We start from the raw sequence: 26369 nt of genomic DNA, 5'->3' as shown, positions 1-26369 counted from the left end.
GCCCGCCGTGTCGGCTCGCATGAGCCGACAGGGCTCGCGCGACACCGCCCCCGAGATCGCCGTCCGCCGCCTGCTGCACGCGAACGGGTTGCGCTACCGGCTCAATGTTCCAGTGCCCGGTCTGCCACGACGGACGATCGACATCGCCTTCGGTCCGACCCGGATCGCCGTGTTCCTCGACGGCTGTTTCTGGCACGGCTGCCCCGAACACGCGACCCGCCCGAAGTCGAACGCCGAGTGGTGGCGCACCAAGCTCGACCGGAACACGGCCCGCGACCGAGAGACCACCCAACACCTCGAAGCGGCGGGCTGGACAGTACTCCGCTTCTGGGAGCACGAGAATCCACAGACAATCGCTGCAACGATCACCCGGACCCGGGCCTTGAAGCAGCCGCAAGGCAAACCGCGACCATAGCTCTGCCGGCCAGGCCTCCCGCCTGTGTCCCACCGACAGGCACCGCAGCCCGTGCCACCCCACGCGGAACAACCTCAACCCGAGGCGAACACCCATACGATATGCGCCATGCAGAGCCCCACTTGGACCGAGGACGAGCTCATACTGGCCTGCGCGCTCGTAGTCAGGAACGACTGGCGTGAGTACCGGCGAGACGATCGTGAAGTTCTGGAACTCTCCGAACTCCTGCGGTCGTTGCCGCTCCACCCGCCCGAGGCGCGAGCGCTGCCAGAGTTCCGTTCACCGGGCAGTGTGAGCCGTAAGACAACGGACTTCGCGACCAACCACCCTCACTACCGCGGGGAGCGGACACGCTGCGGGGAACCCACGCGCCGAACCATTCGCGCATTCCTTCAGCGCCCATCGGACATGCTCAACGCTGCTGACGCTCTCGCCACTGGCATCGGATCGGGAGAGCTGTACCACGTACCACAGCAGGCGGACGAGGCGGACCGCGAGTTGTACAGCGCCATCGAGGGGCGTCTGCTCGTCCGATGGGCAACGTACCGCGAACGTGACCCCCAGTTGCGGCGACGGAAAATGGAGGCGGCCCGACGCCGCGGCGAGGCCCTGCGGTGCTCGGTATGCAGCTTCGATTTCGAACGCACCTACGGCTCCCTCGGTGACGGCTACATCGAGATCCACCACGTCACGCCGCTGCACATTGCCGGGCCCAGCGAGACACGGCTCAGTGACCTCGCGCTGCTCTGCGCGAACTGTCACCGCATGTGCCACCGAAGCCGTCCAGGCGAGTCCTGGCGTACACCAGACATGCTGCGCGACGAGATGAACCAGCTCGGACGGTAGACGGGCGGGTCGCTCCACGGGAGTTCGGCGAAGTTCAGGGGAAGATTCCCTTCTTGTATTCCTTGACTCGAATATTCGTCACGAGGCATACTTCCGGCATGGACGATGGAGATCGGGCAGACCGCGTACCTGACGCGGGTGACGCCGGCGTCATGGCCGTTGCCGGCGAGGCGAGTGTCTTGGAAACGGTGGTTCTTGCTGCGTTGGCTGACGCGGCGCGGTGGCGGCTGGTGGGGTTGTTGGCCGAGCGGCCTCGGCCTGTCGGGGTGCTGGCCGAGTTGGCCGGGGCGCGGCAGCCGCAGACGACCAAGCATCTGCAGACGCTCGAGCGTGCGGGTGTGGTCACCTCGCAGCGGACGGGGCAGCGCAGGGTGTATGCGCTGCGCTCCGACCCGCTGCGGGATCTGGCGGCGGTGCTGAATCTGCTCGCGGACACCTCGGACCGGCCGGGTGGTCCACGGGAGACGTACGAGCAGTACGGGGCGGGCGTCCGCGCCGAGCGGCTCGCGGCGCAGGCGTCGGGATGGGCCGACGACCGGACGTTCACGTTCCACCGTGCGCTGCCGGGGAGCCCGGAGGTGGTGTGGCGGCATCTCACCGAGGTGGATCTGCTCGCCCAGTGGTGGACACCGGCCGAACTGCGCGTCGCAGAGCTCGTCTTCGAGGCACGACCGGGTGGGCGGATCGCCCATGCATACCGGGATCTCGAGGATTCGGGCGACGCCGGGCCGGCGGCCGGGCGCGCGGAGGGGGTGGTCGAGGAGGTGCGGCCGCTGGAACGCCTGACGTATCGGAACTCGCCGCTGCTGCCCGACGGCAGCCCCGCGTTCACCGCCCACGTCGACATGGCCCTGACACCCTCGGGCGCCGGCACGGATCTCGACGTCCGCTGGCGGATCACCGACAGCACCGTCGACTCCGCGGACTTCATCGCCGGGATCGAGATCGGCTTCGGTCAGAGTCTCGACCACCTCGCCGTGGCGGTGGCCGGATCACAGCACTCGAGTCCCGGCGCAACTCCCGCGCAGGCACCCGCACGAACATCCACAGACACCGACGAGAAGGAGAAGTGACATGACGACCGACCCGACCGCACGCAGGGTCACCGCCAACATCGGACTCACCCTCGACGGGAGGTACAGCGGCCCCGGTGGCCCCGCCGACATGGGCGCGATCGTCGGCTACGCCACGACCGAGACGGCGCGGGACCACCTCAGCCGCATCTGGGAGCACGCGACGACGGCGGTGCTCGGCCGGGTCAATGCGGAGGGTTTCCTCGCGTTCTGGCCGACGGTCGCCGAGGACGACAGCGCCGATCCGCGGGACCGGGACTACGCGAAGTGGCTGGTGGACGTGGACAAGGTGGTCCTGTCGCGGACTCTGACCGAATCCCCTTGGGAACGGACCCGGTTGGTGAACGCTCCGGCGGCCGCGGTCATCCAGGACCTCAGGGCGACGGACGGAGGCGGAGGTGCGGACGCGGGCGACATTCTGGTCAATAGCAGCCCGAGCGTCATCAAACCGCTCCTCGCCGCCGATCTGGTCGACCGGTTGTACCTGCTGATATGCCCCGAGATTGCAGGCGGCGGTGAGAGGCTGTTCGAGGACGGGCTGCCCGGGTCGAAATGGCAGATCGCCCGGCAGGAGACCGGCGAGCTCGGCGAGATCTCTGTGACCTATGACCGCGTCCGCTGAAGCCGCCCCGTTCCACACTCGCCGGCAGGGGATGTGCAAGTCAGGCCGCGACGGCAGACGGATGTTTCGGGGAGAGGAAGACGATGATCTCGTTCGCACAGTGAGGCAAGGGCTCCGCCTCGTGCCAGCCGAGGCGGCGGTAGCTGGCCACCGCGCGCTCCGCACGGCGGGCCATGGCCACCCAGGCACGGCCCGACGGAGCGTCCGCGGCCAGCTCGGTGAGGAGTGAGCGGCCGACACCTTGGGGCCGGGCGTGCCGTCGTACGGCGAGCTCGTCCAACTCGAGTGCTCCCACCAGCAGTTCGGCCACTCGCCGAGGGCCGAGTTGGGCGGCGACCTTGGCGTACAGCGGGGTGTCCGGCAGGGTCTTCGGGGTGAGGCGGGCGATGGCGAAGCCGTCGATGCCCTGCGGGGACTGCGCCAGGACCGCACGGAACCCCGGGCGGTCGGCCGCACTGCGCAGGCGGCCGTGGAAGCGCTCGGCGCCTTCTTCGCCCTCGTTCCAGGGCGGGGCCGAGAAGACCTCGGCGTATGCGTCCACCAGCTCCTCGGCGAGGTCGAGGACGGTGGGTCCGTAACAGATCACCGGTACTGCTCCTTGATCCGGTCGGTTGAATCCGCTGCGCCCGAATGTAGGCGTTGGTGCCGGTGTGGCGTAATGCGGGACGGAAGCACAGGGGTTGATGCCATTCGTCCGCGATCATCAACTGCCTTGCGGTACGCGGCAGATGGGCAGATGAGCCCGGTTGCGTGGGCACAGATCTGCGAGTGTGCACCCGGGGACGGAATCAAGCCACGGTGCCGGGCGTGTCGTGGGAGGGGGAGGTGGTCGGCGGGACGGTTCTACACATGGGGGCGGCAGTACCCGGCGGCTGCCGCGTGCACGATCACACGGTGATGGACATGGCCAACTGGGTTGCAGCGGAAGGAGTCGCGTCCTGAGCGCCGTTGGCGACGGACACAGCCCGGGGCAGGGTCGGAAGGCAGGAGATGTTCAGAACGGCGAAACAAACGAGACTCACCCTCGCCCGCTCGCGGCGGGGCAAGTCGGACAGCCGCGTCGAGGTACGGCCGGTCCGGCGCTGCTTCCGCGTCCGTCCGGTTGCGTGGCGTGAGACCTGCGGCTTGGCGAATGCCGCCTCGTCCCGGTCGCCGGTGCCGCCGTCGTGGGGCCTCATCGCTTCACCCTCCGGCAGTAGACACATACGGCGGGCTGGTGTCTGTCCCGGCGGCACACGCGATAGAGGCGCGACAGATGTGCCAGGCCGGCTGTGTCGACGCAGAGCCAGCAGATCATCACGACACCGATCGCGGAGGCCATCGGCCAGTCGTCGTTGCGCCCCGCAGCGGCGGCGGTGACCTGCCCCAGCAGCCAGTACGCCGACGGCGGGCCGGCGATGAGGAGTACGGACCACGCGATCTGGCCGCGGTGGCCGAAGTAGTAGGCCAGGCACATGAACAGGACACCGCACACCGCGAAACCCGTCAGGGAGTTGCTCTGCTCCGTATCGCTCAGCGAGGCCCCGGTGAACGACGCGTCGGGCAGGGCGAGTGGCCAGCTCGCGGCGCTGATCACGAAGCCGAGGAGGCGTACGACCTGTCGCTCCCGCCTCGGACGCTCCGGGAGCGGCGAAAGGATCGCGATCCTTCTGGGCTCCCGCCACGGGCGGCCGTTCGCATGGCGCGACACCTGTGGCTTGGCGAACTCCTCGTCGTCGTGCGCGTGATACTGGCCCATCGCCACCCCCCGAAGGCGAAGCACTGCAGGTCAAGCGGTCAGCGGCGCCAGCGGGCGCCCATCTTCGCCGCGACCAGTGCGCCGCCCGCGAGCAGGGCGCTGAAGAACACCCAGGCGACTGGCCACGCGGCCGCGTCCTGCTCCGGGTGTGTGACGAAGGACGCCAGGAGCAGGGCCGCGGGTGGTGCGGCGACGAGCGGGACGGCGAGCGCGGGGTGGCCCGTGCGGCCCAAGTAGGCGGCGAGCAGCAGGAGCACCACGGTCAGTCCCACGACTCCGGTGGCTGTCACCGGAGTTGTCTCGTCTATGACGCCCGGGGATGCGGGGCGGTTGCGGAGGTCCCACGGGAGGAAGAGGAGGTAGGCGGTGCCGGAGAGCAGGGGGACGAGGAATGCGGCCACGGCGTGGGGCATGGTCTTTGTCCTGGGCTGGGGCTGGGTGATTGTCGTCATGGGTTCACCCTGTGGGATTGCCTGGGGGCGACCACAGAGTACGAGTACTCAGTTTGCGGGCGAGTACTTGTCCCGTTCTCAGGCGGCGGCTTCTCAGGCATCGGCCTGAGGGCCTCGTCCTCAAACGCCGGACGGGCTGAACAAGATGTCCTCAAACGCCGGACGGGCTGGAGGTGCCGGACGGGCTGGAGGTGTTGGGCGGGCTGGGGCTGGTGGCCGGGGTGGCAGGGCCCCGGAACGTCGTGCGGTATGCGCCCGGGGACGTGCCGAGAGTCGTCTGGAAGTGTTGGCGTAGGGACGCGCTCGTGCCGAAGCCGGACTTCGTGGCGATGCGGTCGATCGTGTGGTCCGTCTCCTCCAGCAACTGGCGGGCGTATTCGAGGCGTTGGCGGGTCAGCCACTGCATCGGGGTGAGGCCGACCTCCTCGCGGAAGCGGCGGCTGAAGGTGCGCACACTCATGCCGTCGCGGGCGGCGAGCTGCTTGAGGGTGAGAGGTTCGCCGAGTCGGGTCAGGGCCCAGGCGCGGGACGCCCCGGTACCGGCGAGATCGGGCTCGGCGACCGGGCGCGGGATGTACTGGGCCTGGCCGCCCTCGCGGTGCGGTGGCACCACGGTCCTGCGGGCCACGTCCGCGGCGGCCGCCGCACCGAAGTCGCACCGGATCATGTGCAGGCACAGGTCGATGCCCGCGGCCTCCCCCGCCGATGTCAGCACCCGTCCCTCGTCGACGTAGAGCACCTCGGGATCGGTCTCGACCTGCGGGAAGCGCCGGGCGAAGGCCTCCGCCGAGCGCCAGTGCGTGGTGGCGCGACGGCCGTCGAGCAGCCCGTGGGCGGCGAGTACGAAGGCGCCGGTGCAGATCGAGGCGATCCGGCCGGCCGCGGGGATCGCCGCGAGGGCGTCGGCGAGCGGCCCCGTCAGGGGTGCGTCCAGGTACTCGTCCTGCTCGTGCGAGGCCGGTACGACGACGGTGTCCGCCACGGCCAGCGCCTCGGGGCCGTGGTCCGCGTGGAGGGTGAAATCGACGTCCGTGCGGACCGATCCGGGTTCGAGTGCGCAGGTGACCACGGAGTAGAGGGGCTCGCCCGCCGGCGACCGGGCGGAGCCGAACAGCTGGTGCACCAGGCCGAGTTCCATCGGGAGCACCCCGTGCCGTACGAGCACGGCGACCCGGTGCGGCGAGCCGGAGCGCGCGGAGACAGCAGAGACAGCGGAGACAGCAGCAGTCATGGCCAGATTCTTTCACATCATGGCCATCTGGCCACTCGTACGGGCACGCACCCGGGCCGCAGGCTCGAATCATGAACGCAAGCACTGGATCCGGAACGGGCACAGCCCTCACCCCCACCCCGACAGCCCCGGCGCCCGCGCCGCCCCGCCGCAATCTCCGACCCTGGGCCGTCGCAGGCGTCGCGGCGGTCGCCATCGTCACGGCGGGCGCGTTCACCACCCTGGCGGGGCTCCTGGTCGGGCCGCTGCACAGCGAGTTCGGCTGGTCACGCGGCTCGATCGGGGTCGCGATGGCGGTGAACATGGTGGTGTACGGGGCGACGGCGCCGTTCGCCGCCGCGCTGATGGACCGGTTCGGCATGCGCAGGGTGATCGGCGGCTCGCTCGCCCTGATCGCGACCGGCGCCGCGGGCACCCTGACGATGGGCGAGGTGTGGCAACTCGTCCTGTACTGGGGCGTGTTCGTGGGGCTGGGCAGTGGCGCGGCGTCCATGGTGTTCGCGGCGACGCTGACGGAGCGCTGGTTCGTGGCACGGCGCGGTCTGGTCGCGGGGCTGCTGACGGCGGCGAGTGTGTTCGGGCAGTTCGTGTTCCTGCCGGTGCTCTCACGGGTGGTGGCGGGGCCGGGTTGGCGTACCGCCACGCTCTCCCTGGCGGTGGCCGCGGCCGTGGCGACGCCGCTGGTCGCCGCCTTTCTGCGGGACCACCCGGCCGATGTCGGCCGACTCCCGCACGGCGCACGGGAGTTCGTGCCCAGGCCGGAGCCGGTGTCCGGCGCCGCGGGGCGGGCCGTACGGACCCTGGTGTCGGCGTCGCGGACCGCGCCGTTCTGGCTGCTCGCCGGGATCTTCGCGGTGTGCGGCGCGTCGACGAACGGCGTGATGTGGAGCCATTTCGCGCCCGCCGCGCACGATCACGGGATGCCGGTGACGGCGGCGGCGTCGGTGCTCGCGCTGATCGGGATCTTCAACGTGGCGGGCACGGTCGCCTCCGGCTGGCTCACCGACCGCTACGACGCACGGCGGCTGCTCGCCGCGTACTTCGCCGTGCGCGGCCTGTCCCTGCTGGTGCTGCCGCTGCTGTTCGCGGCGACCCTGAACGCACCGCTGGTCGCCTTCGCGGTGGTCTTCGGCCTGCTGGACGTGGCGACGGTGCCGCCGACGATCGCGCTGGCGCGTGAGCACTTCGGGTCCCGGGGCGCGATCGTGTTCGGCTGGGTGAATGCCGGGCACCAACTGGGCGCCGGTGCAGTCGCGTTCGGCGGTGGTGTGGCGCGCGATCTGTTCGGCTCCTACGACGTGGTGTGGGTGACCACGGCGGCCCTGTGCGCGGCGGCGGCACTGCTCGCCCTGGTCGTACGCAGGCCGCGGCCCGCCGGGCATCCGGCACCGTGAACGACCCGGCACCGTGAGCGACCCGGCTCCGCGACCGCCCCGGCTCCGCAGGCACCACACCCGCACGCACCGCAGAGGGACCTATCCCCCGGCGATCCGGGTCACCGCATGGATCGCCAGACCCGCGAGCGACCCGACCACCGTGCCGTTGATCCGGATGAACTGCAGGTCACGGCCGATATGGGCCTCGATCTTCTTCGAGGTGTGGTCGGCGTCCCAGCCGGCCACGGTGTCGGTGATGAGGGAGGTGATCTCGCCGCGGTACGTCTGCACGACGTAGACGGCGGCGTCCTCGATCCAGCCGTCGACCTTGTTCTGCAGCCGGCCGTCCGTGGCGAGCCGCTGACCGAGCGAGAGCAGCGCCGTGCGTACCCGCATCCGCAGCTCGCTGCGCTCGTCCTCGGCGGCCGCGACGACCATCGCACGCACCGAGGACCAGGCGGAGGCGATCAGGTCCTGCACCTCGCCGCGGCCGAGCACCTCGGACTTGAGACGCTCGACGCGGGCCCGGGTGTCGCCGTCGGTCTGCAGATCGGCGGCGAAGTCGGAGAGGAACTTGTCGACGGCGCCGCGGGCCGGGTGCTCGGGCATGTCCCGCATCTCGGTGACGAAGCGAAGCAGCTCCTTGTAGACCCGCTCGCCGACCTTGCGGTCCACGAACCGCGGGGTCCAGCCGGGCGCACCGCCCTCGACGGCGTCCATCACCTGGTCACTGTGGGCGACGAGCCAGTCGTGGGCGCGGACGCAGACCAGGTCGACGATGCGCCGGTGGCCGCCGTCCGCGACGACCTTGTCGAGCATCTTGCCGAGGCCGGGGGCGATCTCCGCGGCGTCCGCGCGGCGGGTGATGGCCTCGCCGACGATCGCCTGGACGTCGGAGTCGCGCAGCACGGTCAGGGCGCCGCGCAGCGCGGTGGAGAGTTCAGCGGTGACGCGGTCCGCGTGCTCGGGCTCGGCCAGCCAGGCGCCGAGCCGGCTGCCGATGCCGACGGCGCGCAGTCGGCGGCGTACCACCTCACGGGAGAGGAAGTTCTCCCCGACGAATTCGCCGAGCGAGACGCCGAGCTGGTCCTTCTTGGTCGGAATGATCGCGGTGTGCGGGATGGGCAGGCCGAGTGGATGCCGGAAGAGCGCGGTGACGGCGAACCAGTCGGCCAGCGCGCCGACCATGCCGGCCTCCGCCGCGGCGGCGACGTATCCGGCCCACGGGCCCGCCCCGGAGTGCTCGGCCCAGCCGGCGAGCGCGTAGACCACGGCGACCAGGCCGAGGAGCGCGGTGGCGAAGGCCTTCATACGGCGTACGCCCCGGCGCTTGATCTCGTCGGCCTCGCTGTACGTGAACATTCCCGGGCCCGCCGGACCACCCGGAGTCCCCGAAGCACCCGAAGCACCCAGAGTCCCCGAAGCCCCCGGAGCCCCCGGAGCCCCCGGACGGGACGATTCCGCCCCTTTCGCGGCCTCTGCCGGGAATGACGCGCCGGCCTCGAGGGCAGACTGCCCCGTGGCTTCGTCAGGCGATTGTTCCGGCTCGTCCGGTTTTGTACGTTCCATCCGCTCCACCCGTCGCCCGTTCCCCCGTAAGCATTCTCTCTGCATCAGCTACTCCTGGAACGAACCACGAGTTCCCGGCGTCTGTTGTGCCGGGGGGTGCCGTGCGCAGCCCCCGGCGGCATGCCGCAAAATGGGATTGTCCAATCGGAGCCTCGGGCTCCCTCTGTCCGAGGAGATAAACGCAGCATGACCAGGCGCGACGAGGGGGGCCTCGGGGGCTTGTCGCCCGTGCGGAGCAGCGCCCTGCTGGCCGGCATGGTGGCCCTTGTGCTGCTTGTCTCCGTGGCCATCTATGTGGTGGCGGCCCGGGACGGGGACGACGGCGGAGTGCAGGCGGGCGGGCGCACCCCGCAGAGTTCGGCGGCACCGGCGTCCTCGGGCTCCTGGGTGGGCACCTGGTCCTCCTCGCCCGCGGGGGCGGAGCCCCGCACGCTGCGCGGTTACCCGGGGCGTTCCATACGTAACGTCGTGCACACCAGCGTCGGCGGCAGCAGCGTACGGATCACACTGTCGAATCTGTACGGGCAGGAGCCGCTGTCCATCACGCACGGTTCGGTGGCGGTCGCGGCCGCGCCGAGCAACCCGACGGCGGCGGCCGGCACACTGCGGCGGCTGACCTTCGGCGGCAACCACTCGGTGGTGATCGCGCCCGGCGAGCAGGTGGTCAGCGACGCGGCCCGCCTCCAGGTGCCGTCGGACGCGGACCTGCTGGTCACCACCTTCTCGCCGACCGCGTCCGGTCCGGTCACGTACCACCCGCACGCGCGGCAGATCTCGTACGTGGCGCGCGGGGACCGCACGGAGGACCCGCGGGGCGACGCGTACACGCAGCAGAGCCCGTACTGGCGCTATCTGACCGCGGTCGACGTGCTGAGCCGCGAGGCGGACGGCACGGTGGTCGTCATCGGCGACTCGCTCACCGACGGGATATCCGCGACGATGGGCGCCAACAGCCGCTGGACCGACGTCCTTTCGGACCGGCTGCGCGACGAGGCGGGGGCTCCGCGCTACAGCGTGATCAATCAGGGCATCAGTGGCAACCGCGTCCTGTCGGACGGGCTCGGGCGGCCCGCGGACAACCCCAGCGGCCTGTCCCGCTTCCAGCGCGACGTACTGGGCCGCAGCGGCGTCAAGGCCGTCGTGATCGCCCTCGGCGTCAATGACATCCTGCGCAACCCGCATCAGACGGATCCGCAGAAGATCACCGACGGGCTGCGGGAGTTGACCCGCCAGGCGCATGCGCGTGGACTGCGCGTGGTCGGTGCGACGCTGATGCCGTTCGGTGGACACCGCGGCTACAGCCCGCAGTTGGACGCCGTACGGCGGGCGGTCAACACGCAGATCCGTTCCGGCAAGGTCTTCGACGAGGTCGTCGACTTCGACCGCGCCCTGCGCGACCCGTACCAGCCGGTGAAGCTCCGCGCCCCATTCGACTCGGGCGACCATCTGCACCCGAGCGACGCCGGCTTCCGCAAAATGGGCGAGGCGTTCAACCTGAGCCATCTGAAGGGCTCCACCCCGGCCGAGCTCTGACCCGGCCCGCTGGCTAACCTGCGCGGATGCGCGAGTGGATACGGGGTGGTCGGCGACGGTGGTACGTGGCGGGGGCGGCGCTCGCGCTGGTGGTCACGGCGGGGGTGGGTGTGCCGCGGCTCGCGGGCGGCGGATGCGCGTCCGTACCGGCGTCCGCGAAACGGCTCGGGGACGATCCGGTGGCCGCCACCAAGGCCCTCGATCCCGGTGACGATCTGGCGCGGCTGGCCGATGTGCGCAGGCTGCTCGGCCACGAGAAGGTGTGCGGAGACGGCGCCGAGGCGCTCGGCCGGGCGGTCGTCGCGGCCACCGTGCCCGCGGCGGGCCGCCCGCTGTCGCCCGCGCAGGCACGGGCCTCGTACGCGGTGGTGCAGGCATTCACCGAGGAGGGGCCGCCGGCCGAGATGGCTCCGTACGTCGCGCGGATGCTGGCGAGCCAGCCCGTGGACCGTGCGCGGCAGGGCGTCACCGACATCCGCGAGCCCGGCGCGCCCGTGTACACCGCCGCGGACATCGCGCGGGACGGCAGTGCCGGCAAGGTCGGGCGCTTCCTGCACCCGGACGAGGCCCATCCGATCCACGAGTACAGGCCGCCGGCGGCGCCCGGAAGGCTCAGCGCGCTGGCCGTTCTGACCCGTGAACTCGCCCGGGGCCCGGAGGCGTTCGCGATCCTGTACGACGCCGAACGCGCCTATCTCGCGCACTACTTGGAGCGTCTGGACGACCGGGCGCTGCTGCCCGGCCGTACGGCCGGGGAGTCGTGGCGGGTGGAGTGGGACCTGAAGGGCAGCGCAGAGCGCATCGCCGAACTCCTGCAGTACCGCTACGACCATGGCCAGGACGGCGGGATCGAGGACATGGCCGGTTTCGACCGGGAGGTGCGCCGGCATGTCCGGGGCGCGTACGTGCCGGCCTCACGGCTGGTGAAGTCCCGGCCGCCGATGGGTGATTCGGCGCGGCGTGCGCCGTCCGGGAAGCTGGACGGGGACCTCTTCGACGGGCGTGGGCAGATCCTTCGGGTGCTGGACGGGTGGGTTCGTGATCGGGGTGTGCGGGAGGCGCGGGCGGGTGAGCTTCGGGGGCTGTGCGAGAACGCGTATGTGCGGGGGTGGTGGCTACGGTGAGCCTCCGGCCGGGGGGTGGGGGGTTCGGTTTGCCGGCCACCGGTGGGGGGTGGGTCGTGTTTTCAGGCCGTCGGCCTGGCGGCCTCGTCCTCAAACGCCGGACGGGCTGATAGATGTCCTCAAACGCCGGACGGGCTGAAAGGATCTCCTCAAGCGCCGCACGGGCCGAAAGATGTCTCAAACGCCGGACGGGCTGGATTTGACGGCTGGTGGGGTTGGGCGGGTGAGGGACGTGCACTTGCGGTGGGTGGTCTCGGCGGAGGAGAAATCGGCTATCAGGGCACGGACTTGACGGTCGGTCAGGCCGAAGTCGTCCTCCGCCCAGCCGTCGAAGACGGCCGTCTCGCCGTCGCAGCGTGCGGTCGCCGTGTCGGGGCGGCGCGGGTGTCCGTGGGTGTCCTCGTGGATCAGGCGCTTGCTCCAGTCCCCGTACCAGGCGCCGAAGACCGCCTTCGGGGCTCTGTCGCCGCCCTTGACCAGTTCGCAACGGGCCACGGGGGCCGAGGAGTTGGACCTCGGGCGCAGCTTGGTGCCGGCCGGCAGGTCCGCCTCGGCGAAGGCCGCGCAGACGGTCCCGGCGGCCTTCGACGGCTCGAGCGCGACCGGCTCCGGGTCGGTGGACCTGACCTTCCCGGTCTTCTTGAACGGCTTCGCGCCGCAGCCCAGTTGCTCCGACGCACGGTTGGCGGCCGCCACCGCGACACCGACCAGTGCATCGGGCGCCTTCCGGTCCGCGTCCCAGCCGGCCGCCGTGCGCACCAGGATCCGCCGCGGACGCCCGTCGTCGTCCTTGCCGAGCTCGGGGCACTTCGCCATCAGCTGTACGGCGCCGGAGTCGTCGATGAATCCGGGCATGCCGTCGGGCAGCGGCGAGACGGCCGACCAGCCCTCGTCCTCGAACGTCCCCCACAGGGAGGCGTCCTGGGGGTCGCGCCGAGTGTCCGCGGTGACGCTGAAGACCGAGGCGGGCGGCGCATCCTCGCCCCGGTCGTAGCTGAGCTCGCAGCGGTAGCTGCCCAGGGCGCCGACGCGCTTCTCGTCGGACTCTGCGAGGTGGTGCTCACCGGAGTCGGGGCTGAGCGCGTCGACCGCGTCGTCGGGCAGCGCGCCGCCGCACACCTCGCGGCTCAGCCACCAGTCCTTGGCGTACGGGAATGTGCCGTACCCGGCCAGGCCGAGCACGATCACCGCCGCCACCGTCAGCCTCGCCCAACGCGGCACCGCGCCCGCCCCCGCACTGTCGTGCCCCCGCCCGGACGTGTGCCCGGCCCGGAGGTCCGTTGATCCGTACGGGCCGGACCCTACCGGGTGGGCATGTACCGATCAGCCGCGCCCCGGGATGCTCAGATCCCCAGGTCCTTGATGATCTTCGCGACGTGGCCGGTGGCCTTCACGTTGTACAGCGCACGCTCGACCTTGCCCTCCTCGTCCACCACCACGGTGGAACGGATCACCCCGGTGACCGTCTTGCCGTAGAGCTTCTTCTCGCCGAAGGCCCCGTACGCCTCGAGGATCTCCTTGGACGGGTCGCCGACCAGGGTGACCTTGAGGTCCTCCTTCTCGCGGAACTTGGCGAGCTTCTCCGGCTTGTCGGGCGAGACGCCGATGACGTCGTAGCCCGCGCCGGCGAGCACATCCAGATTGTCGGTGAAGTCGCAGGCCTGCTTGGTGCAGCCGGGGGTCAGGGCGGCCGGGTAGAAGTACACGATGACCTTGCGGCCCTTGTGGTCCGCAAGCGAGACCTCGTTGCCGTCGGCGTCGGGCAGGGTGAAGGCAGGTGCGGTGTCGCCGGGCTGCAGGCGCTCGCTCATCAGGGTCTCCTCGCTGAGGTGGTCGTTGCACCTGAGCGTAATGGGGGTGCTGTGCGGTGCGTTCCGGCCGGAGCTGACAGACTGTCCACAGACCAGAGACGATCCGTCCACGGATCGGAACGACAGCCGGACGTACGACGACGGAAAGGCAGCGCGGTGTCGGATGCCAGGACTCCCGCCGAGATCGAGGCGGACATCGAAGAACGGCGCTCGCGGCTGGCCGAGACCCTCGACGAGATCGGCGTTCGGGTGCACCCGAAGACGATCGTCGGCGACGCGAAGGCCCGGGTCGTCGGCAGCGTCGACCAGACCCTCGGCCGTGCCTACGTCGGGGCCAACCGCGCGGTCAGCGACGTACGGTCCAAGTTCGTGAACGAGGAGGGCACCCCGCGCCTGGAGCGGGTCGTGCCGGTCGCCCTGATGGCCGTCGGCCTGGTCGGCCTGCTGGTCGTCTCCTCCCGCCGCCGCCGGGGCTGACCCGCCCGCCGCGGCGGGGCACGGGTGCAGGTAGGTTCGAGGCGTGAGCGAGAACACCCACCACGACAAGCTGCCCATCCGGATGCTGCACGACCGGGTGCTCGTCAGGACCGACATCCCGGAGGGCGAGCGGCGCTCCACCGGCGGCATCGTGATCCCCGCGACCGCCGCCGTCGGCAAGCGCCTCGGCTGGGCCGAGGTCGTCGCCGTCGGGCAGAACGTCCGCACCGTGGAGCCGGGCGACCGCGTCCTGTACGACCCGGAGGACCGCGCCGAGGTCGAGGTGCGCGGCATCGCCTACCTCCTGATGCGCGAGCGCGATCTGCACGCCGTGGCCGCGGACCGCTTCGAGGGCTCCGAGGACTCGACGGGCCTGTACCTGTAGCAGTCCTCGGCGCCCCCGCCCCTCACTGCGGTGCGCGCCGGTCCGGGCGGCCGAGGATGCCCTGGCCCGTCGGCCCGCCCAGAGTGCCGCCGTCACCGCCTTCCGGGGCGTCTCCGCCGGTGTCGCCCGGCCGCTCCTGGTCCTGTCCCTCGGTGCCGCCCTGGTCCGGTGTCTCCGGCTCCGGGGCGGACGGAGTGCCGGTGGGCGCCTCGGACGGGGGCGCGGACGGGCCGTCCGACGGGCCCTGCGTGGACTCATCCGGCTCCGGTTCCGGCTGCTCCTCGGGCGGTACGGGCGGGGGCGGTTCGTCGGCGCCGTCCTGCATCCGCAGGTCGAAGTCGCGGACCGGCTCACCCTCCAGGGCCTCACGGGTGAACTGCGCCCAGATACGGGCCGGGAAGCCGCCGCCGTTGATCCGCGCCTCCCCGAGCGCCCCGTACAGCGGGGTCTGCACGGCCGTGTCCGGGTCCTGGCCCATCACCGCGACCACGGTCGCCAGATCGGGTGTGTACCCGGCGAACCAGGCCGCCTTGTCCTCCTCCGCCGTGCCCGTCTTGCCGGCGGCCGGCCGTCCCGCGGCCTGAGCCGCCGTGCCCGTACCGCCGTCGACGACGCTGCGCAGCATCGATGTGGTGGTGTCCGCGGCCTCCCGGTCGACCGCCTGCCGGGTGTTCCCGTCCGGCAGGTCGATCTCCTTGCCGTCCTTGGTGATGCGCTCGACGAGGGTGTACGGGCCGTGCCGGCCGTGGTTGGCGAGCGTCGCGTACGCCTCGGCCATGTCGAGGACGCTTGCGGTGGACGGGCCGAGCGCGATCGACGGGGACTCGTTCAGGTCCGGGGTGCTCGCGGGGATGCCGAGGTCGATCGCGGTGTCGCGGACCTTGTCGGAGCCCACGTCGACGGCCATCTGCGCGTACACCGAGTTGACGGAGCGGTCCGTGGCGGTGCTCACGGTGATGCTGCCGTAGTCGGCGTCGTCCTCGTTGGCGGGTGCGTAGTGGCCGCCGTCCCAGCCCTGCACCGGGCGGCGGTTGGTGCCGTCGTAGACCGTGTTGGGGGTGATGGGGCGGCCGTCCTGGGTGGTCGAGTCGTGCACGGCCGCGGCGGTGAAGACGAACGGCTTGAAGGTGGAGCCGACTTGGTAGTCGCGCCGGGTGGCGTTGTTCACGTACTGCTTCGTGTAGTCGATGCCGCCGTACATGGCGACGACCTCGCCGCTCGCGGTGTCGATGGCGGCGCCGCCGGCCCGCACGTTCCGGTCGATCTTGCGGGCATCTCGGTCGACCTTGGACATCAGCTGCTCGTCGACCGCGTCCACGAAGGCGTCCTGGCGGTCGGGGTCGAGAGTGGTGGTGATCCGGTAGCCGCCCCTGGCCAGGGTGTCCGCGTCGAGGATCTTCTGCTCGGCGAGATAGTCCTCGACGGCCTTCACCAGATAGCCGCGCTGGCCCGAGAGGCCCGCGGCGCCCTTCGCCTCCTTCGGCTTCGGGAACTCCATGGCGGCACGGGACTTGGGGCTCAGCCATTCCTTGTCGACCATGCCGTCCAGGACGTAGTTCCAGCGGGCGAGGGCGCGCGGCCTGTTCTCCGGATGTGCGGTGACGTCGTACGCGTTGGGCGAGTTGAGCAGGGTCGCGAGATAGGCGCCCTGGGCGGTGCTGATGTCGCCGACGTCCTTGCCGAAGTACGACTGGGCTGCGGCCTGGATGCCGTAGGCGTTGCGGCCGAAGTAGCTGGTGTTCAGATAGCCCTGCAGGATGTCGTCCTTGCTGACCTGGCGGTCCAGCTTGATGGCGATGAAGAACTCCTTGACCTTGCGGGTCAGGGTCTGGTCCTGGTCGAGGTAGTAGTTCTTCACGTACTGCTGGGTGATCGTGGAGCCGGACTGGCGGCCCTTGCCGGTCACCGTGTTCCAGGCGGCGCGCAGCATCGCCTGCGGGTCGACGGCGGACTCCGAGTGGAAGTCGCGGTCCTCGGCGGCCAGTACGGCGTGCTGCACCTTCTTCGGGACCTGGCTGAGCTGGACGTTCTCGCGGTTCACCTCGCCGTCGCGGGCGAGTTGAGTGCCGTCGGCGTAGAGGTAGACGTTGCTCTGCTTGGTCGCGGCGGCGTTGGCGGGCGGGATGTCCACGATCAGATAGCCGGCCAGGAAGGCGCCGCCGAGCAGGATCAGCAGCCCCAGGAGGGTGCCGAGGACCATCCGCCAGGTCGGCACCAGGCGGCGCCAACCGGTGCGCTTGGGGCGCTGCTTCTTGGGCTCGGTGGCAGGCTTGGGCCCGGTGGACGGCTTGGGCCCGGCGGAGGCCGCGGCTCCGCCCGGATCGGTGGCGGGCCGCTCGTCGCCGGTGCCGTGCTGCTGCGACTCGTCACTCATCTGTGCCGGAACTCCCGATTCACCGTGGTACGCCCGGCCCTGCGGAAACGTGCCCGCACGGCTCCCCCACAGCGTCGGCACTGTGGACCCGCGTCCAGTGACCAACGCGGACGGCGCGGAGCCGTTGCGCCCCTGCCGTCGGCCGCCCGGGTGAAATTCCTTGGCGCGCACCCGCCGTCCAGGGCTAGGGTCGTGCTCTTTGGCCGAGGAGGAGGGGCAACGGACGTGCGGCTGTACGCGGCAGTCGCCGCCAGTGGATTCCGCCGCTACGCCACCTATCGGGTGGCCACCGCGGCGGGAGTCTTCACCAACACGGTCTTCGGTTTCGTCCTGGCGTACACGTACATCGCGCTCTGGTCCGAGCGCCCGCAGCTCGGGGGCTACGACCAGGCCGAGGCGCTCACCTTCGTCTGGCTCGGCCAGGCGCTGCTCGCGACCTGCGCCATGATGGGCGGCGGCTTCGAGGACGAGCTGATCGAGCGCATCCGCACCGGCGACATCGCGATCGATCTGTACCGTCCGGTGGATCTCCAACTGTGGTGGCTGGCCGGTGACTTGGGGCGTGCCCTGTTTCATTTCCTGGGTCGCGGCATCGTTCCGATGGTGATCGGCTCGCTGGCCTTCGAGCTCGCGCTGCCGGGCGATCCGCTGGTGTGGGTCGCGTTCCTGGTGGCGGTCGCGCTCGGGGTCGTCGTCAGCTTCGCGGTGCGCTATCTGGTGGCGCTCTCGGCGTTCTGGCTGCTCGACGGGGCGGGGGTGGCTCAGATCGCCTGGCTGGGCGGGATGTTCTTCTCGGGGATGCTGCTGCCGCTGAACGTGTTCCCGGGTGCGCTCGGCGAGCTCGCCCGCGCGCTGCCGTGGTCCTCGTTCCTGCAGGTGCCCGCCGATGTGTTCCTCGGCAAGCGGACCGGAATCGACCTGCTCGGGGCGTTCGCCTTCCAGGCCGGCTGGGCGCTCGCCCTGATCGGCGCGGGGCGCGTGCTGCAGGCCGTCGCCACCAAGAGGGTGGTGGTGCAGGGTGGTTGACGGAATCCGTGCGTACCGCATGATCGCCGCGATGTGGATCCGCTCCACGATGACGTACCGCGCCTCGTTCGCGATGACGCTCTTCGGGAACTTCGCTGCGACCGCATTCGACTTCGTGGCGATCCTGCTGATGTTCTCGCACGTGGACGCGCTCGGCGGCTTCACGCTCGGCGAGATCGCCTTCCTGTACGGCGCCACCGGGATCGCCTTCGGGATCGCGGATCTGGTGATGGGCTCGATGGACCGGCTCGGCCGGCGGGTGCGGGACGGCACGCTCGACACTCTGCTCGTGCGGCCCGCACCGGTACTGGTGCAGGTGGCCGCGGACCGCTTCGCGCTGCGCCGGCTCGGCCGGATCACTCAGGGCGTGCTGGTCTTCGGCTATGCCCTGACCGTCGTCGACATCGACTGGACGCCCGCCCGGGCGCTGCTTGTGCCGGTGATGCTGCTCAGCGGGGCGGCGATCTTCTCGGCGGTGTTCACGGCCGGCGCGGCCTTCCAGTTCCTTGCGCAGGACTCCGCGGAGGTGCAGAACGCCTTCACGTACGGCGGGAACACGCTCCTGCAGTATCCGCCGTCGATCTTCGCGCGGGAACTGGTGCGCGGGGTCACCTTCGTCCTGCCGCTTGCGTTCGTGAACTGGCTGCCCGCGCTGTACGTCCTGGGCCGCGAGGCGCCCGCCGGGCTGCCGTCCTGGCTCGCCTTCCTGCCGCCCGTGGTGGCCGTGGTGTGCTGTGCGCTCGCCTCGCTCGCCTGGCGGGCGGGCCTTCGTTCCTACCGCAGTACGGGGAGTTGACGCAGATGAGCAGGCATCCGGAGAGCTCTGCGGACGGCACGGACCACATCGTGGTCGACGATCTGCAGAAGGTCTTCGACGTGCGGAAGAAGACCGGTCTCGTGCGGCGCGAGAAGCATCGGGTACGTGCCGTGGACGGCATCTCCTTCACCGTGCCGCGCGGCGAGATGGTCGGCTACATCGGGCCCAACGGCGCGGGCAAGTCGACCACGATCAAGATGCTCACCGGGATCCTCACCCCGAGCGCGGGCCGTGTACGGGTCGCCGGCATCGAACCGGCCCGCGACCGCACCCGCCTCACCCGCCGTATCGGGGTGGTCTTCGGGCAGCGCACCACGCTCTGGTGGGACCTGCCGCTGATCGACTCGTACCGGCTGATGCACCGGATGTACCGGGTCGAGGACCGGCGCTTCCGGGAGAACCTGGACCGCTGTGTCGAACTCCTGGAGCTCGGCGAGCTGTTGGACACTCCGGTGCGTCAGCTCTCGCTCGGCCAGCGGATGCGCGGCGACATCGCGGCCGCCCTGCTGCACGACCCCGAGGTGCTCTACCTGGACGAGCCGACCATCGGCCTGGACGTGATCAGCAAGACGAAGGTCCGCACGTTCCTGCGCGACCTCAATGCCGAGCGGGGCACCACGGTGCTGCTCACCACGCACGATCTGCAGGACATCGAGCAGCTCTGCGAGCGCGTGATGGTCATCGACCACGGCCGTCTGATGTACGACGGGGCCCTCGCGGGTCTGCACGAGATCGGCGAGAGCGAGCGCACCCTCGTCGTGGACCTCGCCGAGGAGCTGCCTCCGGTGGACGCGCCGGGTGCCCGGGTCCTCAAGGTCGAGGGCCCACGGCAGTGGCTCGCCATCCCGGCGGCCGCGTCCGCGGCCCCTGTCGTCACCGCGGTGGCCTCCGCGTATCCGCTGGTCGATCTCTCCGTGCGGGAGCCGGACATCGAGGCAGTGATCGCGAAAATGTACGAGGACCGGGCCGCCCCTTAGGGGGAGACGCCCTCTAGGCTGATCCCATGGGCGACGACCTGCCGGAGAAGCGCACGGGTGATGATCTCCCGGAGATCCGGGCCTCCGATGCCGACCGGGACCGTGTGGCCGAGCGGCTGCGCGATGCGATGGCCGAAGGCCGCCTGAATCTCGAGGAGTTCGAGGAGCGGCTCGAGTCGACGTACGCGGCGCGCACCTACGCGGAGCTGGAGCCCCTCACCCGGGATCTGCCGGCCGCCGGGGTGCGGAAGGCGGACGTCGCAGCCGCGCGCTCCACTGCCGCGGACACCGCGGGCTGGGCGGCGCGGGTGGACGTCGGCGGCGAGCCCAGCTCCTCGTCCGCGGTGGCGGTCATGGGGGGATTCCAGCGCAAGGGGCACTGGACCGTCGGGCGGCGCTTCACGTCGTTCGCGTTCTGGGGCGGTGGCGAGATCGATCTGCGCGAGGCCCGTTTCACGGAGCGCGAGACCGTGATCAACTGCATTGCGATCATGGGTGGGCTGAATGTCGTGGTGCCGCCGGGCGTCGAGGTGGTCGTCCGCGGCTTCGGCTTCATGGGCGGCTTCGACCACCGCGAGGACGGTACGCCGCCCGAGCCGGGGGCGCCGCGGGTGGTGCTCACCGGGTTCGCGCTGATGGGCGGGGTCGGCCTGCAGCGCAAGCTGCCGAAGGGCGAGCGGCTGCGGCTCAAGGAGGAGCGCCGGCGCGCGAAGCTGGAGCGGCTCTCGCCGGACGAGCTCGACGACGACGGGCGGCGCGGCCGCAAGGAGCTCGGCTGAGCGGGCGGTGAACGGCTGAGCGGCCGGTAAGCGGCAGAGCGCTCTCCCGCCCCGCGCCGCGGCCCCGTACAGTAGGCCCCGGCCGAGGCGCCCGTACGCCAAGGGCTGAGCGGCGATCTTTAGGTGGTCGTGTTTGTCGGTTCGAATCCGACCGGGCGCACAGACAGGTGAGTGACGAGGGGCCCGCCCAGCGGCGATCCGCGGGGCGGGCCCCTTTGCTGAGTCCGTCGGGTCCGTCGCGTCCGTCGGGGTCCGTCGCGCCGGTCAGGCGACGAGTTCCCGTACGACGGGGACCAGGGCGCGGAACGCCTTGCCGCGGTGGCTGATCGCGTTCTTCTCCTCGGCGGACAGCTCCGCGCAGGTCCGGTTCTCGCCGTCCGGCTGCAGGATCGGGTCGTAGCCGAAGCCGCCGCTGCCGGCGGGTGCGGTGCGCAGGGTGCCGGTGAGGCGGCCCTCGACGACGCGCTCGGTGCCGTCGGGCAGGGCGAGGGCGGCGGCGCAGGCGAAGTGGGCGGCGCGGTGTTCCGGTGCGATGTCGGCGAGTTGGGCGAGGAGCAGGTCCAGGTTGGCCTTGTCGTCGCCGTGCCGGCCGGCCCAGCGGGCGGAGAAGATTCCGGGGGCTCCGCCGAGTACGTCCACGCAGAGGCCGGAGTCGTCGGCGACGGCGGGGAGGCCGGTGGCGGTGGCCAGGGCGTGGGCCTTGAGCAGGGCGTTCTCGGCGAAGGTCACGCCGGTTTCCGGGACGTCCGGGATGTGGGGGTAGGCGTCGGCGCCGACGAGTTCGTGGGGGACGCCGGCGTCCGCGAGGATCGACTTCAGTTCGCTGATCTTTCCCGGGTTCCGGGTGGCGAGGATGAGGCGGGTCATGGGGTCGATTATCCGGCCCGCCGGGGGTGAGAGATCCCCGCCCCGCCCCTTCCCGAAAGTCCTGCCGGACGGGCCTCCTCAATCGCCGGAGGGGCTCTTATAGAGCCCCCTCCGGCGATTGAGGAGATTCGGGAAGGGGCGGGGCGGGGACCGTCAAAGCCGTCAAGGCTTGCAGGCCTTGGTGAGTTCGCCCGTGGCGTCGACGACGGGCGACACGTCGGGGGTCGAGTCCCCCGACTTGATGGAGTCACGCACATTCCCGACGGCAGTCTCGAGGTGGTCGACCGCCTTCTCGACGTCCGCGTCGTCCGCCTTGTCCCCGATCTCCCCGAGATTCTCCTCGATCGCATCGAGCGCCTCGTCCGCGGCGAGCGGATCGTCACCCGCCTTCTCCACCGCCCGCTGCAGATCCGTCGCGCTCTCCGCGACGTCGTCGGCGGTCTGCACGCAGTCGAGCGCCTTGTCCACGGCGCTGCAGCCGACCGCGAACGGCACGGCGAGCGCAAGGGTGGCGGCGGCGATGGCAATACGTCGGCGGCCCGAGGCCATGGTCGTTCCCTCCGCTGATACGGGCGGACGCACGGCTGTTCGCATGCGTCCGTACCCGTATAAACGCCTGCCGAGGCGCAGTTGGTTGCTCGGCGGGCAGCCGTCGGCGGCGCAGGTCAGCCGGCGGGCGTGTCCAGCGACTTCCGCTGCAGCGCGGCGAGTTCGTCGCAGCCGGCGACCGCGAGGTCCAGCAGCGAGTTCAGCTCGTCGCGGGCGAACGGCTCGGCCTCGGCGGTGCCCTGCACCTCGACGAAGCGGCCGTCGCCGGTGCACACCACGTTCATGTCGGTGTCGGCGCGTACGTCTTCCTCGTAAGCGAGGTCGAGCAGCGGGACGCCGCCCACGATGCCGACGCTGACGGCGGAGACCGTGCCGGTGAGCGGCTGCGACTTGGCGCGGATCAGTTTCTTGGACTGGGCCCAGGCGACGGCGTCGGCGAGGGCGACATAGGCGCCGGTGATGGCTGCGGTACGGGTGCCGCCGTCGGCCTGCAGGACGTCGCAGTCGAGGACGATCGTGTTCTCGCCGAGCGCCTTGTAGTCGATGACGGCGCGCAGCGAGCGGCCGATGAGGCGGGAGATCTCATGGGTGCGGCCGCCGATCTTGCCGCGTACGGACTCGCGGTCGCCGCGGGTGTTCGTGGAGCGCGGGAGCATGGAGTACTCGGCGGTGACCCAGCCCTCGCCGCTGCCCTTGCGCCAGCGCGGGACGCCCTCCGTGACGGAGGCGGTGCAGAAGACCTTGGTGTCGCCGAAGGAGACGAGGACGGAGCCCTCGGCGTGCTTGCTCCAGCCACGCTCGAGGGTGACCGGGCGGAGCTGTTCGGGCGTGCGACCGTCGATACGAGACATGCACCCGAGCCTATCGGCCCCGTCCGCCGGTGTTCGCACGCGGCGGTACGGGGCCGATCGGATCCTTACGCGGAAGGATCGAGGGGGAGCCGAGGGCTCACATCATGTCTTCGATGTCCGCGGCGATCGGGTCGGCGTCGGTGCCGATGACGACCTGGATCGCGGTGCCCATGCGCACCACGCCGTGCGCGCCGGCGGCCTTCAGCGCGGCCTCGTCCACCAGGTCCGCGTTGTGAACCTCCGTGCGGAGACGGGTGATGCAGCCCTCGACCTCTTCGATGTTGTCGATGCCGCCGAGCCCGGCAACGATCTTCTCAGCCTTGCTGGCCATGGATTCTCCCTGGTTCCTAAGGACGCGGCCTCATCGCACCGTGCGTCTGCTTTGACACGTTAACGCACGGTTGGCCCATCTTCACGGGCGGTGTGAACAGCGGGACTCCATGATGACGATCAAGGTGTCGCCCCTGTCCTGAGTTGTCCGGAGCGGCACCTGCCACTCGCCTGCAACTGGTCTACACCAGTTTTCAACGACCGCCAAACCTGGCTTGTTCCGGAGGTACGCCGATGAGTTCGCAAGCCGCCGAGGTACCCCGCAAGAAATGGTGGAGCGGCTTCTTCCAGGGCCTGCAGAAGATGGGCCGCAGCCTCCAGCTGCCCATCGCCGTGCTGCCGGCCGCGGGCATCCTCAACCGGCTCGGCCAGCCGGACGTCTTCGGCGACGAGGGGCTCGGCTGGACGAACGTGGCGAAGGTCTTCGCGGCCGCCGGCGGTGCGCTGCTCGACTCCTCGCTCGGCCTGCCCCTGCTGTTCTGCATCGGCGTCGCGATCGGCATGGCCAAGAAGGCGGACGGCTCCACGGCACTCGCCGCGGTCGCGGGCTTCCTCGTCTACTACTCCGTACTGCACGCGTTCCCCGACGACTGCCCGGCCGACACCACCTTCGGGGCGGCCGGGATGTGGGGCGGCGTCTGTGTGGCGGAGGACGGGACCGTCGCCCAGGCCGCGTACCAGAATCCCGGGGTCTTCGGCGGCATCGTGATGGGGCTGCTCGCCGCCTGGTTCTGGCAGCGGTACCACCGGGTGAAGCTGGTCGACTGGCTCGGCTTCTTCAACGGCCGCCGGCTCGTGCCGATCATCATGGCGTTCATCGGGCTGATCTTCGCGGGCATCTGCGTATGGATCTGGCCGCCCATCGGTGACGCACTGACCAGCTTCTCCAAGTGGCTGGTCGATCTCGGCTGGCTCGGCTCCGGGATCTTCGGCGTCGCGAACCGTGCACTTCTCACCGTCGGCATGCACCAGTTCCTGAACACCTTCACCTGGTTCCAGTTCGGCGACTTCACCAAGGACGACGGGACCGTGGTGCACGGTGACATCAACCGGTTCCTGGCGGGCGACCCGACGGCCGGCCAGTTCACCTCGGGCTTCTTCCCGATCATGATGTTCGCGCTGCCTGCCGCGGCCCTCGCCATCACGCACGCGGCCAGGCCCGGTCGCCGCAAGGTGGTCGGCGGCATGATGCTCTCGGTCGGCCTGACCTCCTTCGTCACCGGCATCACCGAGCCGATCGAGTACTCGTTCCTCTTCATCGCGCCCGCGCTGTACGCGATCCACGCGGTGCTCACCGGTGTGTCGATGGCGGTGACCTGGGCGCTCGGCGTCCACGACGGCTTCAGCTTCTCCGCAGGGCTCATCGACTACGTGATCAACTGGAGTCTGGCCACGAAACCCTGGCTGATCATCCCGATCGGCCTCTGCTTCGCGGTCGTCTACTACTTCCTCTTCACCTTCGTGATCCGCAAGTTCAACCTCGCGACCCCCGGTCGAGAACCCGAGGAAGAGGCGGAGAAACTGGACGAGGAGCAGACGAAGGCTTAGGGCCACGCCCCAAGCAGGAGCACGCGCTGTCCCGCGCCTCGGGACACCCGTCTCACGGAAGCCGCCGACCGGACCGGTCGGCGGCTTCCGCCGTGCCCACGAGGTGCCGTACGCCGCACAATTCGCGGGTTCCTTACGCGGCCCTCACGTGTTACAACTGGTCTACACCACTCACTGGTGTAGACCAGAATGCCTTTCCGGGCTTCTGGCACAGGTCTTTGCGCGACGTCGCCGTCCCCCGTGACCAAGGCGGCGCCTTGCCCACTGGAGGAATTCATGTCCACGGACAGCGCCGCTCCCGCGGCCAAGAAGAAGGGTTCCGGCGCGATGGCTGTCCTGCAGCGCATCGGCCGCAGCCTCATGCTGCCGGTCGCCGTGCTGCCCGCCGCCGCACTTCTGGTGCGGCTCGGCGCGGACGACATGCTCGGCAAGGAGTCCTTCCCGACCTTCATCACCAAGGTCGCGGGTTACATGCAGGCGGGCGGCGGTGCGCTGCTCGACAACATGGCCCTCCTCTTCGCGGTCGGTATCGCCATCGGCTTCGCCAAGAAGTCCGACGGCTCTACCGCGCTCGCCGCCGTCACCGGCTACCTGGTCTTCCAGAACGTGCTCGGCACCTTCACCGACTCCAATCTGCCGAAGGTCGCCGAGGCGGTCGACGGCAAGGTGGTCATGACGGACGCCCCGGTCAATGCCGGTGTGCTCGGCGGCGTCGTGATGGGTGTCGTCGTCGCGCTGCTCTACCAGCGCTTCTACCGCACCAAACTGCCCGACTGGGCGGGCTTCTTCGGCGGCCGCCGGATGGTCCCGATCCTCTCGGCCTTCGCGGGTCTCGTCCTCGGTATCATCTTCGGCCTGATCTGGCCGGTCCTCGGCAGCGGTCTGCACAACTTCGGTGAGTGGCTGGTCGGTTCGGGCTCGGTCGGCGCCGGCATCTTCGGTGTCGCCAACCGTGCGCTGATCCCGGTCGGCATGCACCACCTGCTCAACTCCTTCCCGTGGTTCCAGGCCGGTTCGTTCGACGACGGCGGCACCCAGGTGCACGGCGACATCGCCCGCTTCCTCGCCGGTGACCCGACCGCCGGACAGTTCATGACCGGCTTCTTCCCGATCATGATGTTCGCCCTCCCGGCGGCCTGCCTCGCGATCACCCACGCGGCCCGCCCCGAGCGCCGCAAGGTCGTCGGCGGCATGATGTTCTCGCTCGCGCTCACCGCCTTCGTGACCGGTGTGACCGAGCCGATCGAGTTCACCTTCATGTTCATCGCCCCGGTCCTGTACGCGATCCACGCGGTGCTCACCGGTATCTCGATGGCCCTGACCTGGGCACTCGGCATGCGGGACGGCTTCGGCTTCTCGGCCGGCGCGATCGACTACTTCCTGAACCTGGGCATCGCGAACAACCCGTGGGGCCTGGCCCTGGTCGGACTCTGCTTCGCCGCCCTGTACTACGTGGTGTTCCGCTTCGCCATCGTCAAGTTCAACCTCCCCACGCCCGGCCGCGAGTCGGACGAGGAGCTCGCGGAGCTCGAGAAGGCCGAGGGCAAGTAGGCCGCCGGGCCGTTACGCGGAAGCCCCCGCCGCTGTCGTCACCGACAG

Annotated in this window: 26 protein-coding genes, 1 tRNA gene and 1 pseudogene; 16 read left to right on the top strand and 12 right to left on the bottom strand. The window is 70.4% G+C overall.

Annotation, left to right across the window (positions count from 1 at the left end; translation table 11 throughout):
* The first annotated feature begins 19 nt into the window (after window positions 1-19).
* From DY218_RS21505 to DY218_RS21490, 4 genes are all read left to right on the top strand, one after another.
* Window positions 20-415, top strand: a complete 396-nt coding sequence (locus tag DY218_RS21505) for a very short patch repair endonuclease (RefSeq protein WP_128557759.1) — start codon at window positions 20-22, stop codon at window positions 413-415.
* A 108-nt stretch (window positions 416-523) separates the two neighbouring features.
* A complete protein-coding gene (locus tag DY218_RS21500; protein WP_128557747.1) occupies window positions 524-1261 on the top strand; it encodes an HNH endonuclease in 738 nt (245 codons plus the stop codon).
* Between the two features lie 152 nt (window positions 1262-1413).
* Window positions 1414-2334: a metalloregulator ArsR/SmtB family transcription factor gene (locus tag DY218_RS21495; RefSeq protein WP_128557758.1), complete on the top strand. Its 921-nt coding sequence runs from the start codon at window positions 1414-1416 to the stop codon at window positions 2332-2334.
* 1 nt (window position 2335) lies between these two features.
* Window positions 2336-2956 carry a dihydrofolate reductase family protein gene (locus tag DY218_RS21490; protein WP_128557746.1) on the top strand — a complete coding sequence of 207 codons (621 nt, stop codon included), beginning with the start codon at window positions 2336-2338 and terminating at the stop codon, window positions 2954-2956.
* 40 nt (window positions 2957-2996) lie between these two features.
* Here DY218_RS21490 and DY218_RS21485 read toward each other — a convergent pair whose 3' ends face one another.
* The 4 genes from DY218_RS21485 to DY218_RS21470 all read right to left on the bottom strand — a co-directional run bounded on the left by DY218_RS21485 (window position 2997) and on the right by DY218_RS21470 (window position 6377).
* Window positions 2997-3542 (bottom strand): N-acetyltransferase, encoded by a 546-nt coding sequence (locus DY218_RS21485; RefSeq protein ID WP_158574078.1) that lies wholly within the window; start codon window positions 3540-3542, stop codon window positions 2997-2999.
* 588 nt (window positions 3543-4130) lie between these two features.
* Window positions 4131-4694 (bottom strand): hypothetical protein, encoded by a 564-nt coding sequence (locus tag DY218_RS21480; RefSeq protein WP_128557744.1) that lies wholly within the window; start codon window positions 4692-4694, stop codon window positions 4131-4133.
* Between the two features lie 38 nt (window positions 4695-4732).
* Entirely contained in the window at window positions 4733-5146 is a 414-nt protein-coding gene (locus tag DY218_RS21475) for a hypothetical protein (protein WP_128557743.1), read from the bottom strand.
* Window positions 5147-5297: 151 nt separating this feature from the next.
* The gene (locus DY218_RS21470; protein ID WP_128557742.1) at window positions 5298-6377 is read right to left on the bottom strand and encodes a GlxA family transcriptional regulator; all 1080 of its coding nucleotides are present in this window, start codon (window positions 6375-6377) and stop codon (window positions 5298-5300) included.
* A 71-nt stretch (window positions 6378-6448) separates the two neighbouring features.
* Between DY218_RS21470 and DY218_RS21465 the strand changes: the two genes are divergently transcribed.
* Window positions 6449-7771, top strand: a complete 1323-nt coding sequence (locus tag DY218_RS21465) for an MFS transporter (RefSeq protein WP_128557741.1) — start codon at window positions 6449-6451, stop codon at window positions 7769-7771.
* A gap of 81 nt (window positions 7772-7852) precedes the next feature.
* On the opposite strand, the gene DY218_RS21460 is transcribed toward DY218_RS21465, so the two are convergent.
* Window positions 7853-9367, bottom strand: a complete 1515-nt coding sequence (locus DY218_RS21460; protein WP_407703669.1) for a DUF445 domain-containing protein — start codon at window positions 9365-9367, stop codon at window positions 7853-7855.
* Between the two features lie 141 nt (window positions 9368-9508).
* On the opposite strand from DY218_RS21460, the gene DY218_RS21455 reads away from it, so the two are divergent.
* Both DY218_RS21455 and DY218_RS21450 read left to right on the top strand, forming a co-directional pair.
* A complete protein-coding gene (locus DY218_RS21455; protein ID WP_128557739.1) occupies window positions 9509-10855 on the top strand; it encodes an SGNH/GDSL hydrolase family protein in 1347 nt (448 codons plus the stop codon).
* A 26-nt stretch (window positions 10856-10881) separates the two neighbouring features.
* Window positions 10882-11979, top strand: a complete 1098-nt coding sequence (locus DY218_RS21450) for a hypothetical protein (RefSeq protein ID WP_128557738.1) — start codon at window positions 10882-10884, stop codon at window positions 11977-11979.
* A 177-nt stretch (window positions 11980-12156) separates the two neighbouring features.
* On the opposite strand, the gene DY218_RS21445 is transcribed toward DY218_RS21450, so the two are convergent.
* Window positions 12157-13167 (bottom strand): hypothetical protein, encoded by a 1011-nt coding sequence (locus DY218_RS21445; protein ID WP_128557737.1) that lies wholly within the window; start codon window positions 13165-13167, stop codon window positions 12157-12159.
* Between the two features lie 155 nt (window positions 13168-13322).
* Window positions 13323-13790, bottom strand: a complete 468-nt coding sequence (gene bcp, locus DY218_RS21440) for a thioredoxin-dependent thiol peroxidase (protein ID WP_128557736.1) — start codon at window positions 13788-13790, stop codon at window positions 13323-13325.
* Window positions 13791-13946: 156 nt separating this feature from the next.
* Here bcp and DY218_RS21435 point away from each other — a divergent pair, with 156 nt between their 5' ends.
* Together DY218_RS21435 and DY218_RS21430 are read left to right on the top strand one after the other, a co-directional pair.
* Window positions 13947-14267 carry a DUF3618 domain-containing protein gene (locus DY218_RS21435; RefSeq protein ID WP_128557735.1) on the top strand — a complete coding sequence of 107 codons (321 nt, stop codon included), beginning with the start codon at window positions 13947-13949 and terminating at the stop codon, window positions 14265-14267.
* 43 nt (window positions 14268-14310) lie between these two features.
* A complete protein-coding gene (locus DY218_RS21430) occupies window positions 14311-14652 on the top strand; it encodes a GroES family chaperonin (RefSeq protein ID WP_199566818.1) in 342 nt (113 codons plus the stop codon).
* Between the two features lie 22 nt (window positions 14653-14674).
* Here the strand turns inward: DY218_RS21430 and DY218_RS21425 are convergent, their stop codons facing one another.
* On the bottom strand, window positions 14675-17026 hold the full coding sequence (locus tag DY218_RS21425; protein ID WP_128557734.1) for a transglycosylase domain-containing protein: 2352 nt from the start codon (window positions 17024-17026) through the stop codon (window positions 14675-14677).
* Between the two features lie 225 nt (window positions 17027-17251).
* Between DY218_RS21425 and DY218_RS21420 the strand changes: the two genes are divergently transcribed.
* From DY218_RS21420 to DY218_RS21400, 5 genes and pseudogenes are all read left to right on the top strand, one after another.
* Window positions 17252-18052, top strand: a complete 801-nt coding sequence (locus tag DY218_RS21420) for an ABC transporter permease (RefSeq protein ID WP_128557733.1) — start codon at window positions 17252-17254, stop codon at window positions 18050-18052.
* Window positions 18042-18848: pseudogene (locus DY218_RS21415) on the top strand (ABC transporter permease); the annotation flags it as partial. The gene DY218_RS21420 and the pseudogene DY218_RS21415, both read left to right, overlap by 11 nt.
* A 5-nt stretch (window positions 18849-18853) precedes the next feature.
* Entirely contained in the window at window positions 18854-19846 is a 993-nt protein-coding gene (locus DY218_RS21410) for an ABC transporter ATP-binding protein (RefSeq protein ID WP_128557732.1), read from the top strand.
* A gap of 26 nt (window positions 19847-19872) precedes the next feature.
* Window positions 19873-20625 carry a DUF1707 SHOCT-like domain-containing protein gene (locus tag DY218_RS21405; protein ID WP_128557731.1) on the top strand — a complete coding sequence of 251 codons (753 nt, stop codon included), beginning with the start codon at window positions 19873-19875 and terminating at the stop codon, window positions 20623-20625.
* Window positions 20626-20712: 87 nt separating this feature from the next.
* Window positions 20713-20785 (top strand) — tRNA-Leu (locus DY218_RS21400).
* A 104-nt stretch (window positions 20786-20889) separates the two neighbouring features.
* Here DY218_RS21400 and rdgB read toward each other — a convergent pair.
* The 4 genes from rdgB to DY218_RS21380 all read right to left on the bottom strand — a co-directional run bounded on the left by rdgB (window position 20890) and on the right by DY218_RS21380 (window position 23223).
* Window positions 20890-21492, bottom strand: coding sequence for an RdgB/HAM1 family non-canonical purine NTP pyrophosphatase (gene rdgB, locus DY218_RS21395; RefSeq protein ID WP_128557730.1), 603 nt, complete (start codon window positions 21490-21492; stop codon window positions 20890-20892).
* Window positions 21493-21654: 162 nt separating this feature from the next.
* Entirely contained in the window at window positions 21655-22041 is a 387-nt protein-coding gene (locus DY218_RS21390; RefSeq protein WP_128557729.1) for a frataxin family protein, read from the bottom strand.
* Window positions 22042-22157: 116 nt separating this feature from the next.
* Window positions 22158-22892, bottom strand: a complete 735-nt coding sequence (rph, locus tag DY218_RS21385; RefSeq protein ID WP_128557728.1) for a ribonuclease PH — start codon at window positions 22890-22892, stop codon at window positions 22158-22160.
* A 97-nt stretch (window positions 22893-22989) separates the two neighbouring features.
* Entirely contained in the window at window positions 22990-23223 is a 234-nt protein-coding gene (locus DY218_RS21380; protein WP_128557727.1) for a glucose PTS transporter subunit EIIB, read from the bottom strand.
* A 233-nt stretch (window positions 23224-23456) separates the two neighbouring features.
* Here DY218_RS21380 and DY218_RS21375 point away from each other — a divergent pair, with 233 nt between their 5' ends.
* Both DY218_RS21375 and DY218_RS21370 read left to right on the top strand, forming a co-directional pair.
* Window positions 23457-24770 (top strand): PTS transporter subunit EIIC, encoded by a 1314-nt coding sequence (locus DY218_RS21375; protein ID WP_128557726.1) that lies wholly within the window; start codon window positions 23457-23459, stop codon window positions 24768-24770.
* 276 nt (window positions 24771-25046) lie between these two features.
* On the top strand, window positions 25047-26321 hold the full coding sequence (locus DY218_RS21370) for a PTS transporter subunit EIIC (RefSeq protein ID WP_128557725.1): 1275 nt from the start codon (window positions 25047-25049) through the stop codon (window positions 26319-26321).
* Window positions 26322-26369: the final 48 nt, after the last annotated feature.

This window comes from Streptomyces triticagri (assembly GCF_003429565.1).
Classification (GTDB): domain Bacteria; phylum Actinomycetota; class Actinomycetes; order Streptomycetales; family Streptomycetaceae; genus Streptomyces; species Streptomyces triticagri.
The sequence above is the reverse complement of the archived record's forward strand: the minus strand, read 5'-3'. Positions and strand labels throughout refer to the sequence as shown.

Bases quoted from the DNA above. Each gene is read 5' to 3' on its own strand.
- DY218_RS21505 (WP_128557759.1), top strand. From the start codon at position 20: ATGAGCCGACAGGGCTCGCGCGACACCGCCCCCGAGATCGCCGTCCGC.
- DY218_RS21500 (WP_128557747.1), top strand. From the start codon at position 524: ATGCAGAGCCCCACTTGGACCGAGGACGAGCTCATACTGGCCTGCGCG.
- DY218_RS21495 (WP_128557758.1), top strand. From the start codon at position 1,414: ATGGCCGTTGCCGGCGAGGCGAGTGTCTTGGAAACGGTGGTTCTTGCT.
- DY218_RS21490 (WP_128557746.1), top strand. From the start codon at position 2,336: ATGACGACCGACCCGACCGCACGCAGGGTCACCGCCAACATCGGACTC.
- DY218_RS21480 (WP_128557744.1), bottom strand. From the start codon at position 4,694: ATGGGCCAGTATCACGCGCACGACGACGAGGAGTTCGCCAAGCCACAG.
- DY218_RS21475 (WP_128557743.1), bottom strand. From the start codon at position 5,146: ATGACGACAATCACCCAGCCCCAGCCCAGGACAAAGACCATGCCCCAC.
- DY218_RS21470 (WP_128557742.1), bottom strand. From the start codon at position 6,377: ATGACTGCTGCTGTCTCCGCTGTCTCTGCTGTCTCCGCGCGCTCCGGC.
- DY218_RS21465 (WP_128557741.1), top strand. From the start codon at position 6,449: ATGAACGCAAGCACTGGATCCGGAACGGGCACAGCCCTCACCCCCACC.
- DY218_RS21460 (WP_407703669.1), bottom strand. From the start codon at position 9,367: ATGCAGAGAGAATGCTTACGGGGGAACGGGCGACGGGTGGAGCGGATG.
- DY218_RS21455 (WP_128557739.1), top strand. From the start codon at position 9,509: ATGACCAGGCGCGACGAGGGGGGCCTCGGGGGCTTGTCGCCCGTGCGG.
- DY218_RS21450 (WP_128557738.1), top strand. From the start codon at position 10,882: ATGCGCGAGTGGATACGGGGTGGTCGGCGACGGTGGTACGTGGCGGGG.
- bcp (WP_128557736.1), bottom strand. From the start codon at position 13,790: ATGAGCGAGCGCCTGCAGCCCGGCGACACCGCACCTGCCTTCACCCTG.
- DY218_RS21425 (WP_128557734.1), bottom strand. From the start codon at position 17,026: ATGAGTGACGAGTCGCAGCAGCACGGCACCGGCGACGAGCGGCCCGCC.
- DY218_RS21410 (WP_128557732.1), top strand. From the start codon at position 18,854: ATGAGCAGGCATCCGGAGAGCTCTGCGGACGGCACGGACCACATCGTG.
- DY218_RS21405 (WP_128557731.1), top strand. From the start codon at position 19,873: ATGGGCGACGACCTGCCGGAGAAGCGCACGGGTGATGATCTCCCGGAG.
- rdgB (WP_128557730.1), bottom strand. From the start codon at position 21,492: ATGACCCGCCTCATCCTCGCCACCCGGAACCCGGGAAAGATCAGCGAA.
- DY218_RS21390 (WP_128557729.1), bottom strand. From the start codon at position 22,041: ATGGCCTCGGGCCGCCGACGTATTGCCATCGCCGCCGCCACCCTTGCG.
- rph (WP_128557728.1), bottom strand. From the start codon at position 22,892: ATGTCTCGTATCGACGGTCGCACGCCCGAACAGCTCCGCCCGGTCACC.
- DY218_RS21380 (WP_128557727.1), bottom strand. From the start codon at position 23,223: ATGGCCAGCAAGGCTGAGAAGATCGTTGCCGGGCTCGGCGGCATCGAC.
- DY218_RS21375 (WP_128557726.1), top strand. From the start codon at position 23,457: ATGAGTTCGCAAGCCGCCGAGGTACCCCGCAAGAAATGGTGGAGCGGC.
- DY218_RS21370 (WP_128557725.1), top strand. From the start codon at position 25,047: ATGTCCACGGACAGCGCCGCTCCCGCGGCCAAGAAGAAGGGTTCCGGC.